The organism is Paenibacillus sp. FSL K6-2393 (assembly GCF_038002545.1).
GTDB lineage: Bacteria > Bacillota > Bacilli > Paenibacillales > Paenibacillaceae > Paenibacillus.
In genome coordinates this window covers 4,839,175-4,851,148 of sequence record NZ_JBBOCU010000001.1, presented here as the reverse complement: position 1 = coordinate 4,851,148, position 11,974 = coordinate 4,839,175, and the positions used below count along the sequence as shown (strand labels likewise).

Annotated in this window: 11 protein-coding genes; 10 read left to right on the top strand and 1 reads right to left on the bottom strand. The window is 47.1% G+C overall.

Translation table 11 applies throughout. The features are described from left to right. Positions 1-13 precede the first annotated feature (13 nt). The 10 genes from pnpS to MHI14_RS21295 all read left to right on the top strand — a co-directional run bounded on the left by pnpS (position 14) and on the right by MHI14_RS21295 (position 11,635). A complete protein-coding gene (pnpS, locus tag MHI14_RS21340) occupies positions 14-1,834 on the top strand; it encodes a two-component system histidine kinase PnpS (protein ID WP_133384192.1) in 1,821 nt (606 codons plus the stop codon). A gap of 116 nt (positions 1,835-1,950) precedes the next feature. Then, positions 1,951-2,679: a response regulator transcription factor gene (locus tag MHI14_RS21335; protein ID WP_091032528.1), complete on the top strand. Its 729-nt coding sequence runs from the start codon at positions 1,951-1,953 to the stop codon at positions 2,677-2,679. A 152-nt stretch (positions 2,680-2,831) separates the two neighbouring features. Continuing rightward, a complete protein-coding gene (locus tag MHI14_RS21330) occupies positions 2,832-4,013 on the top strand; it encodes a methyl-accepting chemotaxis protein (RefSeq protein WP_339309053.1) in 1,182 nt (393 codons plus the stop codon). Positions 4,014-4,240: 227 nt separating this feature from the next. Further along, entirely contained in the window at positions 4,241-4,996 is a 756-nt protein-coding gene (gene pstB / locus MHI14_RS21325; protein WP_036609821.1) for a phosphate ABC transporter ATP-binding protein PstB, read from the top strand. Positions 4,997-5,059: 63 nt separating this feature from the next. Continuing rightward, the gene (gene phoU / locus MHI14_RS21320; protein WP_017689478.1) at positions 5,060-5,719 is read left to right on the top strand and encodes a phosphate signaling complex protein PhoU; all 660 of its coding nucleotides are present in this window, start codon (positions 5,060-5,062) and stop codon (positions 5,717-5,719) included. 233 nt (positions 5,720-5,952) lie between these two features. Then, positions 5,953-8,607: a DNA polymerase I gene (gene polA / locus MHI14_RS21315; protein WP_341131162.1), complete on the top strand. Its 2,655-nt coding sequence runs from the start codon at positions 5,953-5,955 to the stop codon at positions 8,605-8,607. 118 nt (positions 8,608-8,725) lie between these two features. Next, complete coding sequence (mutM, locus tag MHI14_RS21310; protein ID WP_036669994.1) at positions 8,726-9,553, top strand: DNA-formamidopyrimidine glycosylase; 828 nt, start codon at positions 8,726-8,728, stop codon at positions 9,551-9,553. Between the two features lie 142 nt (positions 9,554-9,695). Further along, positions 9,696-10,469, top strand: coding sequence for a manganese efflux pump (locus MHI14_RS21305; protein ID WP_445670349.1), 774 nt, complete (start codon positions 9,696-9,698; stop codon positions 10,467-10,469). Between the two features lie 9 nt (positions 10,470-10,478). Next, positions 10,479-11,075 (top strand): dephospho-CoA kinase, encoded by a 597-nt coding sequence (coaE, locus tag MHI14_RS21300; protein ID WP_091032517.1) that lies wholly within the window; start codon positions 10,479-10,481, stop codon positions 11,073-11,075. Further along, positions 11,072-11,635: a lytic transglycosylase domain-containing protein gene (locus tag MHI14_RS21295; protein ID WP_091032514.1), complete on the top strand. Its 564-nt coding sequence runs from the start codon at positions 11,072-11,074 to the stop codon at positions 11,633-11,635. Before coaE ends, MHI14_RS21295 begins: the two co-directional genes overlap by 4 nt. 81 nt (positions 11,636-11,716) lie before the next feature. On the opposite strand, the gene MHI14_RS21290 is transcribed toward MHI14_RS21295, so the two are convergent. Then, positions 11,717-11,938 carry an alpha/beta-type small acid-soluble spore protein gene (locus MHI14_RS21290; protein WP_091032511.1) on the bottom strand — a complete coding sequence of 74 codons (222 nt, stop codon included), beginning with the start codon at positions 11,936-11,938 and terminating at the stop codon, positions 11,717-11,719. Positions 11,939-11,974 lie beyond the last annotated feature (36 nt).

Here is an 11,974-nt window from a genome sequence, read left to right as displayed (position 1 = left end):
AAGGAAGAGATAGATGAGACCGTTCCGAATTCGCCTTGCCATCATTATGATGGTGCTGATCGGCGTATCCGTCATTGTGGCTGGATATACGATGGGCAGAGTGTTTAAGACTACGCATATAGCCGCATTGGAGCAAACCATGGTGCGCGAGATTAATTTGCTCAAAGCAACTTTTCCATTCCATGATGCAAGTGATCCAACCTCGGAAGCCACACGAAAGTATTATTCAGATCGGGCGCTGGAACTGGATCGTCTGACGGATTCCCGTGTAACCTTCATCAATAAAGACGGCATGGTCATTGGAGATTCCGAGAGTGATCCGGCATCCATGGATAATCACTTGAACCGTGAGGAGATTAAGGGTGCCGTCGGAGATGGATACGGGCAATCCATACGTTACAGTGAGACATTGGGACAGGACATGCTGTATGTAGCACTACCTGTGAATTCGGATCAAAGTGACATGATTGAAATACCTAGCGGCAAATTTGATGGCTACATTCGCCTTTCCATGAGTCTACATGCGGTTGATCAGGGTCTTCAGCGTGGTTGGATGATTATGTTTGCTGCACTAGGGCTATTGTTCTTAATTGTCGCGTTTGTCAGTTATCGGGTTGCACGCGGATTAACCTCCCCGATTGAGCATATTACAAAAGTTGCCCATCGGATCACCAAGCTGGAATACGATGCGAGAGTTGATGTAACGCGAAGAGATGAGATCGGACAGCTGGGGCTTGCGATAAACGGAATGGCAGACAGCTTGCAGTCCCAACTGAAGACGATTCGTGACAATGAAGCGTTGCTACAGAGTGTCCTCGCGAACATGACCGGAGGAATTGTCATGATCGACGCAGGGCAATCCATTGCACTGGTCAATCGGGAAGCGGAGCGTATGCTTGGTATTCAGGCAGGAAAAGTTACGGGTAAGCCTTATACTGAATTGAAAAGACACTACGAATTAACACGTACCATTGAAGAGAGTGTTGCACTGAAAGAACGGATGCATGAAGAAGTGAGTGTGTTTAACCCGGAGGAAAAACTGATCCGTCTTGATGGAGTACCGATGTCCGAAGATGATGGCGGGTATCGAGGCATGTTGTTCCTGTTGCAGGACGTGACGGCGATTCGCCGATTGGAGTCAATGCGCAGTGAGTTTGTTGCAAATGTCTCTCATGAGCTCAAGACACCAGTTGCTGCGGTCAAAGGGTTTGCCGAAACGTTGCTCAGTGGCGGGGTACAGGATAAGGAGACAGAGCGATCATTCCTGAAAATCATCTATGATGAAGGAGATCGACTTAACCGATTAATTGGGGATATTCTGGAGTTATCCAAAATTGAATCGAAACGCGCACCGCTGCAATGCTCACCTGTTCATGTACACTCTTTCTTCGAAATGGTACTGGGCACCTTGTCCAAGGTGGCGGAGAAAAAGCAAATTCGTCTGGAAATGCATGTTCCGGAGGAACTGTACATTGAAGCGGATGAGGACAAGATGAAGCAGATATTCATCAATCTGTTATCCAACGGAATCAATTATACCCCCGATGGTGGGCGAGTGAAGTTACAGGTGACGATGGATAACGATGATGAAGTCATCTTTGCGGTGTCGGATACAGGAATTGGCATACCAAAAAAAGATTTGCCGCGAATCTTCGAACGGTTCTATCGTGTTGATAAAGGCAGATCTCGTAATTCAGGGGGCACAGGCCTTGGACTTTCTATCGTAAAACATCTGGTGGAATTGCATCATGGCAAATTGTCTGTAGAGAGTGAACTGGGCATGGGGACAACGTTCCGTGTGATCCTTCCGTTCATTCAAGACGAAGAGATGTAGGCGTCTGGTATCAAAATGTAAAAAGTGTGTATTGTTTTACACCGCGTTAACAAATTAGTGCTATGATAGAAAAAGTGTTGTGGCAACAGACAACCTATGAAGAGAGAAGGGGTATCATGGCACAGCGTTTACTAGTTATTGAAGATGAACCTACATTATCAAGATTACTCACGTATAACCTGACTCAGGAAGGTTACGACGTTACGGCAGAGGATCACGGATCTGCAGGATATGATCGGGCCTTGTCCCAGGAATTTGATCTCATTTTGCTGGATCTGATGCTTCCGGGCATGAATGGTCTGGACATTCTGAACAAGTTAAGAATACAGGGTGTCAGTACACCTGTTATCATTCTGACGGCCAAAAATGGTGAAGCCGAGGTTGTACAGGGACTGAAATCGGGTGCCGATGATTATATTACCAAACCGTTTGGTGTATCAGAGTTATTAGCCCGAGTGGATGCGGTATTAAGACGTTATTCCAATGGCGAAGATTTACCACAGCTTGAGGACAAAGATGGCTCACGAATTATTCTGGGAGAGCTGGAGATCTATCCATTGAAATATGAAGTGACACTGGGTGGACAATCCATCAGCCTTCGTCCAAAAGAGTTCGAAGTACTTCTATATTTGGCCAAAAAGCCGGGTGTGGTACTGACAAGGGATGATCTGATGAACGCTGTGTGGGGCTTCGATTATATTGGAGGTCAACGAACGGTGGACGTACACGTCAGCTCATTACGTAAAAAGCTGGAGCTGGACCCGGAATCGGTTCATATTGATTCCATTCGTGGTGTAGGTTATAAATTGGTTGTCAAAAGAAAAACTCCCCATCATTCAAGTTAGCAATGATCGGGGAGTTTTATTTTACGTTTGTTTAACATAAAGGAGGATTTTACTTTACGTAGAGGGAGTAGCATGGACTTATCTGGGTGATACTTTATACCTACATAATCTATCTCAAGACGGAGCTAATACGTAAAGGAGATTGCGCATTTATGCCCATGTTGCTCGAAGTGAAACCTGACCAGCCTCATGTTGTTTTACATAGTGAAGAATTAATAACATCCCAAATGAAGCAGAGTGAAGAAACGGTTGTTGCTGAAGAATCTGTAATCCATTTGCATGACTATTATCGTCAGGTTCCTGTCGCCGGGGTCCATACGACCTGTGGAGAAGCTGCGACGATGATGAATCAGGATCAGGAGCACCCATGCATCGTATTATGTGATGAGCAGATGAAACCTACTGGATTGTTAATGCGAGAGACGTTATATCGGATGTTAAATGGCCGTTTTGCCGCAGATCTATTCTACCGTAAGCCGGTCATACAAGTAGTGAATACATCTCCCGTTATAGCAGATATTCATATGGAAGCCTCAACGATTATTGATATCGCACTTGGACGGAATGAACAGCATTTTTACGATTGTCTGCTGGTTACGGACCAAGGCAGACTGCTTGGTGTGCTGACGATGCGTGACGTAATGTCGCTCTCCCGCAGATTGCAACAGGCTTCTTCAGCAGAACGGGTACGTACGGTGTCCGAGAGCAGACAGGAGATATCCAGAATCAACGATGCGGTCACCAAGCTGGTGAATGCAGCGAATCAGACCGTTCATGAGGCACGTGAGATCATGGCATTGTCCAAGCAGGGCGAAGAGAGTTTGAAGCATGTAGATGCTTCCTATAACCGGGTACATCAGCATATGGAGAGTCAAGGACAACATGCGGATCACATGCTGAATTCGATCAAAACAGGCTCAGGCATGGCACATTCCATTCGCTCCCTGGCAGATCAGAGTGGTCTCCTCGCCCTGAATGCTTCCATCGAAGCAGCTCATGCCGGTGAATATGGACGAGGTTTTCAGATTGTTGCAGGCGAGATCCGAGCGCTCGCAAAACAGACCCGTGAGGTTGCGGGGAACATGTCTTCATTGCTAGAGAATATTGGTGGATTGACCCTTCAGACTGTTGAACTGGTTAAGGCAAGCGGAGCGGAGATTGACGACAGTTCGGTGCATGTCACCGCAGGGGGAGCAACGTTCCGACAACTGAACAGTGCAGTGAGAGATTTGTCTCGTATAGCAGAGGAGATCGCCATCGAAGGCGGAAAAGCTGGAGAAGTCGCAGAGCACATTCGTACGAAGCTGGATGAGATGGTTTCGAATGGTGAGTAATATAAGGTAGTCAATAAAGCAGGCATCAGCAATCAGATTGATCCATCAAGCAGATCATGAAGGTTAAGGATGTCTTTTTTACATTCCGTTAACATGAAAGTGATACTGTTTTTACAATGAAAGGGTAGGATATTAAAGATGGCCGAGCAGCGATGAAAGATTATCAGCATCGGTCTCAACGTAAAGGGAGTTTTCGTGTCCCTGCAGCGAAGGAGAAGTGAACATCCATGAAGGACCTCATTCACATTGAAAATCTTAATTTATATTATGATACGCATCACGCGCTTAAAAATATATCGATGGATCTGCCGGAAAAAACCGTTACTGCGTTTATCGGGCCGTCAGGTTGTGGTAAATCGACATTGCTTCGCACGTTAAACCGGATGAATGACATGATTCCGGGTGTTCGTGTGGAAGGACAGGTTATGCTGAATGGCTCCGATATCTACAGTAATGAGATTGAAGTGGAGACACTGCGCAAACGAGTTGGCATGGTGTTCCAACAACCGAATCCTTTTCCAAAATCCATATACGATAACGTGGCTTATGGACCACGCTTGCACGGGGTAACCCAAAAGGCTGAACTGGATCAGTTGGTGGAACAAAGTCTTGTCCATGCTGCCCTGTGGGATGAAGTGAAGGATGTATTAAAAAAGTCGGCACTTAGTTTGTCCGGCGGACAACAACAGCGTCTCTGTATTGCACGGGCGCTGGCTGTACAGCCTGACGTTCTGCTGATGGATGAAGCAACGTCTGCACTCGACCCGATCTCCACATTGAAGATTGAGGAACTGGTGAAGGAATTGCATCACAAGTACACGATCGTTATGGTTACGCACAATATGCACCAGGCGGCACGGGTATCTGGACGCACGGTATTTTTCCTGAATGGTGAAGTGGTGGAGGCAGCTGATACGGAGACGTTATTCTCCACACCGCAAGATTCCCGGACCGAGGATTATATATCTGGAAGGTTCGGTTAAGCGAGCTGAATTGGAATGATCCCGGCATACCCGGAGATGATGGATAAGGAGGACATGAAATCTATGATTCGCAGAAAAGAATTTGATCAGGAGCTCGAAGAGCTGCGTACCTTGCTCAAACAAATGGGTGAACATGTAGGAGCAGCATTGGATGGTGCTATTGAGAGTTTACAAACGATGAACGCGGAGAAAGCTCAGGTCATCATCAAGAATGATGCGAATCTGAATGCCCTTGAAGACAAAATTATGGAACTTGGCTCCAAACTGATCATCACACAACAGCCGGTGGCGAAGGATCTCAGACGAATTATCGTGGCATTCAAAATCTCCAGTGATCTGGAGCGTATGGGAGATCTTGCGCTCGACGTGGCGAAGGTGACACTCCGAATGGATGGACAGAAGCTGATTAAACCTCTGGTGGATATCCCGCAAATGGCAGAAATCGTGAAATCCATGATCGATGAATCCATCGAATCTTTCCTGAAAGAAAACACAGATCTGGCCTACAAAATGGCTCAAACGGACGATCAGGTCGATCAACTGTACAGTCACATGATCAGTGATCTCTACACTTTAATGACTGAGCACCCGAATCAGGCTTCACAGGCTATGCTGCTGATGATGGTTGGGCGTTACATTGAACGGATTGGTGATCATGCCACCAACATTGGTGAGAGCACGGTATACCTGGTGACAGGTAAACGTCCGGATCTGAATCAATAGAAGAGTATTGATTTGGAATTGGGGAATCAGTACTGATTAAGTAATGCAATCATATGAATGGAAAGGACTTTCTCTCAGGTAGGCTGTATACAGCTGTCTGTGGAGAAGGTTCTTTTTTTGCGATTAAAATGAAGTGAAAAGAGGCTATTCTTTTTGATGTGACAGGTGGGTATGGTATCATGAGAGTAGATGTAATTTGAAGAGGTTGACCATATAATACGCGAGGTGCTGGAATGGACAAGTTTATTCTCATAGATGGAAATAGCATTATTTACAGGGCGTTTTTTGCAATGCCGCCTCTGACCAACTCGAAAGGTCTGCATACCAATGCGGTATATGGCTTCACTACGATGCTGCTGAGACTTCTTGAAGAGCATAAGCCTACACATGTCATGGTTGCATTTGATGCAGGCAAAATCACGTTCCGCCACGAAGGGTATCAGGAATACAAGGGTGGTCGGGAGAAAACACCACCAGAGCTGTCAGAGCAATTCCCGTTGCTCAAAGAACTGCTGAAAGGACTTGGCATTGCCCAGTTTGAGCTGGCTGGATTCGAAGCGGATGACATCATCGGAACACTAACCAAACGTGCAGATGAAGCGGGCAGACAGGTGCTCGTTGTATCGGGTGACAAAGATATGCTGCAGCTTGCTTCCGAAAATGTACATATCGGGCTGACGCGTAAAGGGGTAACCGATATTGAGCTGTATGATCCTGCTCAGATTAAAGAGCGTTATGGTCTGACGCCGCTGCAAATCATTGATCTCAAGGGCCTGATGGGCGATGCATCCGATAACATTCCAGGTATTCCCGGGGTTGGAGAGAAGACAGCGTTGAAACTGTTGCACCAGTTCGGATCGGTAGAAGATGTGCTGAACGGCACAAGTGAGCTGAAAGGCAAGATGAAAGAAAAGATCGAGACCCATGCCGAAGATGCCCGGATGAGCAAACAACTCGCGACGATTCACCGGGAAGTTCCGCTGGAGCAGACGTGGGAGGATATGCAATTCGCTGGATTAAAAGAAGAACATGCTGGCCCTGCACTAGCTAAGCTTGAATTCAAATCCTTGCTCGAACGCCTGTCGTTCAGTGGCAGCATCGGTTCTGAACAGGAAGCGGTCCCTGCTGCCGAGGTGGAGTCTTCCATAGCAACAGAGGACAACATCAGTGAGCTGTTCAGTTCACTGGATTCCATTGATGTCCTCCACGTGGAGACACATGGGGATAACCCGCACCAAGCGAAATTGATTGGACTAGCTGTAGGTTCCGCTGGAACGTATACGTTCATATCTCCCGAATTGCTTCATTCCGAGGCTGCGGCTCCAGTGCGGGCGTGGCTTGGTAATTCAGACCAGCCGAAGCGCGGTTATGATCTTCATCGTGTAGACCTGGCCCTGCATGCACATGGCATTGAATTCGCTGGTGCGTCATTTGATGTACAACTGGCGGCCTATTTGCTTGATCCAACGGAATCCAACCAGACGATTAGTGGACTCACGACCAAGTATGGTCTGCCGTCGCTCGTGGAGGATGACACGGTTATGGGCAAAGGGGCCAAGTACAAGGTGCCGGAAGTAGAGATCTTGGGTGATTTCCTATGCCGCAAAGCTGCTGCTGTCGCAGCCATTATCCCACTTCAGGAGCAGGTACTGGAAACGGATGAGATGAATTCGCTGTTCCATGAACTGGAGATGCCGTTGTCACGCATATTGGCAGACATGGAGAAACAGGGCATCAAGGCCAATACGGCAGATCTACAGGCTTTGGGCAGTGAGTTTGAAGAACAGATCAGCAGGTTGATGGCTGAGATCTACAAGCTGTCAGGAACGGAATTTAATCTAAATTCACCAAAGCAACTGGGTGAGATTTTATTTGATAGATTGGGCTTGCCAGTGGTGAAGAAAACCAAAACGGGTTACTCCACAGATGCTGAAGTATTAGAGAAATTGGCCCCTTATAATGATGTGGTCAAGCATATTCTGCAATATCGTCAGCTTGCCAAGCTGCAATCCACTTATGTGGAAGGATTACTCAAAGAGATTTCGGATCGGGATGGCAAGGTGCACACGTATTATCGTCAGACCATTGCTGCAACGGGACGACTTAGCAGTCAATTCCCGAACTTGCAGAACATTCCGATTCGGATGGAGGAAGGTCGCAAAATCCGGAAGGTATTTGTTCCTTCGGAACCCGGATGGTCCATTTTGGCAGCAGACTATTCCCAGATTGAACTGCGTGTACTGGCACACATTTCGGACGATGAACGCTTGAAGGAAGCATTTGTCAATGATATGGATATTCATACAAAGACCGCTTCGGATGTATTCGGCGTGAAGCCTGAGGATGTGGATGGGGATATGCGTCGTTCCGCCAAGGCAGTAAACTTTGGTATCGTGTATGGAATAAGTGATTATGGCTTATCACAGAACCTGCATATTACACGTAAAGAGGCCGCACAATTTATTGATCAGTATTTTGAAGTATTCCAGGGTGTCCGCCGATATATGGATGACATTGTGAAGGAAGCTCGCCAGGATGGTTACGTCAAAACGCTGTTGGAACGACGTCGCTACCTGCCAGAGATTAACGCCAGTAACTTCAATCTGCGTTCCTTCGCAGAGCGTACGGCGATGAATACACCGATTCAGGGAACAGCGGCAGATATCATCAAGCTGGCCATGGTACAGATGGATGAAGCGCTGCGGGAACGCAATTTGAAGAGCCGTATGTTGCTTCAGGTGCACGATGAACTTGTATTCGAAGTGCCTGCGGATGAATTGGAACTGATGAAAGAGTTAGTCCCTTCTGTTATGGAAAAAGCATTGGAACTGTCGGTTCCGCTAAAAGCAGAAGTCAGCTTTGGTGATAACTGGTACGAAGCGAAATAAATCAAGTGCCGCGCGGTTTTTCCGGTATTTTACAAAAGGACTTTCCATGTTTGAGATATAAGAAAAGGGTCCCGCTGAGCGCCATCTTCCGTTATAATATAGGGGAGGTGAGAACATCATGCCGGAATTACCGGAAGTCGAAACAGTCAGAAGAACATTGAATCAACTTATTGTGGGCAAAACGATTGATCATGTTACCGTTAGCTTGCCGCGGATTATTCAGCGGCCGGACGACATAGATGCATTTGCAATGGAACTCGCGGGACATACCGTCATTGGGGTGGAGCGTCGAGGCAAGTTTTTGCGTATTTTGCTGGACGGGCTGGTGCTTGTCTCCCATCTGCGGATGGAAGGAAGGTACGGTGTGTACGAGCAGCATGAAGATGTGGAGAAGCATACACATGTGATCTTCCATTTTAATGATGGTACGGAATTGCGTTATAAGGATGTGCGACAGTTTGGTACGATGCATCTGTTTAATGCAGGTGAGGAACTGGTGTCCAAACCTTTGCTGAAGCTTGGACTGGAGCCGCTTGATCCAGCCTTTACGGTAACTGCATTCCGAGAGGCGGTTGGCAAGCGTACAACCAAAATCAAAGCTGTACTTTTAAATCAGGCATATGTGGTTGGTATCGGGAATATTTATGTGGACGAGGCTCTATTTCGCGCAGGTATCCATCCCGAGACCATCGCCAAGACACTGACCGAAGCTCAGTTAACGGTGCTGCATGAAGCGATTGTTGCTACGTTGCAAGATGCAGTGAATGCAGGTGGATCTTCCATCAAGTCCTATGTGAATGGACAGGGTGAGATGGGAATGTTCCAGCATCAACTGAAAATCTATGGACGCAAATCAGAACCTTGTACAACTTGTGGTACGTTAATTGAAAAAACGGTGGTTGGTGGCCGTGGCACGCATTTTTGTCCGAACTGTCAGCTGCTGTAACATGAACTGAATGAACGAAATGATGAAATCATAGCACCCTTGGATTCCTCCCTCCATATACTGATATGGCAGAAATAAGCGGGCGTATACCCATACTGGCATCTTCAGTTGGCACGAGTACCGCACAGAGGAGGAGTCCGGGGTGCTGCATCATTTTATTTCATTGCTGGCGCTTGCTTTGGCGCTTAGTTTAGATGGTTTTGGAGTCGGGATTACATATGGGTTACGGAGGACTAAGATTCCCCTGTTATCTATCGCTGTTATTTCGATCTGTTCGGGATTGGTTATTGCCTTGTCGATGCAAGTAGGTGTGTTGTTGTCCCATGTGGTGTCACCGGATATCGCTTCGATTGTGGGAGCCGTCATATTGATAGGTATTGGCGCATGGTCATTGTTGCAACTTATTCGAAAGCAAGGCAAAGAACAGCTGGAAACAGACACTGGAACGGGTGAGGGAAGAGAAGCAACGGTAACTGGGATGGGAGAAGCACAAGAGAGACTGTCGGATTCAAAGGGCAGGAATCAGGTGCTCGCACTGGATCTGGAGCAGTCGGCTTCAAATGGATCACTGGAACGAATGGTATTTACACTGGAGCTGCGCAAGCTGGGCGTTGTCATTCAGATCCTTCGCAGTCCCTCTAAGGCGGATATGGATAACTCGGGGAGTATATCTGCTCAAGAAGCGATGTGGCTAGGTATTGCCCTGTCTCTGGATGCGTTTGGAGCAGGATTGGGAGCGGCACTTCTGGGATTCCCTACACTATGGACAGCACTCATTATTGCACTGTTTAGTGGGGCGTTTCTGTCACTCGGCATGAAGGTTGGCCTACGATTCTCAGCTCTGCGCTGGATGCGAAGACTGTCTGTATTGCCAGCGCTATTGTTAATGATTATGGGAATAATGAAGCTGTTATGAGGTGAAACGATGAATATAGGCTTAACCGGCGGGATCGCGACAGGCAAAAGCAGTGTTTCCGCCTATCTCGCCAGTAAGGGAGCGTTGCTCATCGATGCAGACGTTATTGCCCGGGAAGTTATGATGCCCGGGCATCCCGTGTTGGCCGCCGCTGTTAAGCGGTTTGGACAAGCCATACTGAACGAAGATGGAACACTGGATCGGAAAAAGCTTGGAAGTATTGTTTTTCAACAACCCGAGGAACGAAAGGCACTGGAGGCTATTACACATCCGGCGATTCGAAGAGAGATGCGTGAACGGGCTGCTGCATACGAATTGCAACATCCGGATAAACTTGTGGTGTCAGATATTCCTTTGCTCTATGAATCAGGTCTGGAAGATGGTTTCGAGGAAGTCATGGTTGTATATGTTCCAAGGTCGATCCAACGAGATCGCTTGATGAGTCGGGATGGAATGACTGCAGCACAGGCTGAGGCACGAATGGATGTTCAGATGGATATTGAGCGCAAAAAACAGCTGGCAGACATTGTCATTGATAACAGCGGCTTATGGTCTGCGACGGAGCAGCAAATTGACTCATATCTACAGCGTAAGGGTTTGTTATGAGAGTATTACGCAAGAAACGTGTACTGCTGTTGATGTTTGTGTCCTTTGTACTGGTATTATTTCTGAATACAAACTGGATGGCATGGTTCTATCCCATTCATTATAAGGAAGAGATTCGTACCCAATCTCAGAGCTATGAGGTTGATCCGTTTCTGATTGCTTCCATTATCAAGGTGGAGACCAATTTCAAGACAAGCAAGGAATCCAAACGAGGAGCCATTGGGCTCATGCAACTGATGCCAGACACGGCCAACTGGATACTGGAACAAGCCAAAATTCCCGACACTTCGCTGGAGGAATTAAAGCACGAGCCTGAACGCAATATTCAGTTAGGTACATGGTATCTGCGAAATCTGTCCGATCAATTCGATGGCAATGAAGCAGTTATGATCGCTGCCTATAATGCGGGTCCAGGCAAAGTGAACAGTTGGCTTAGAGATGGTGTATGGGATGGCTCGTTTGATACGGTGAAAGATATTCCGTTTGGTGAAACGCGTCACTATGTACAAAGAGTCATTTACTATTATAATCAGTATGTAAAGATCTATAATACGTTCTAAGTATATAAGTAGAAGCACAGAGCAGGCCGGTTATTCACCGGCCGCTCCATGCTCCTCTTGTAGCGTATTACGATGCAGATATTATTGGTATTGACCTGCCAATTGCTGTTCTGCAATTGTTACCAGACGCTTCGTGATGTATCCACCGATCGAACCGTTCTCGTAAGAAGTCATGTTACCTTGGTATCCGTCTTGTGGGATGCTGATTCCGAGTTCTTGAGCAACTTCGTATTTCAGTTGTTCGAGGGCTGCGGAAGCTCTAGTTACCACCAGGTTGTTGGAGTTACCGTTGCTTTGTGCCATTGCTGTTCACCTCCTCGCGGGTTGGTAAAAGTATTA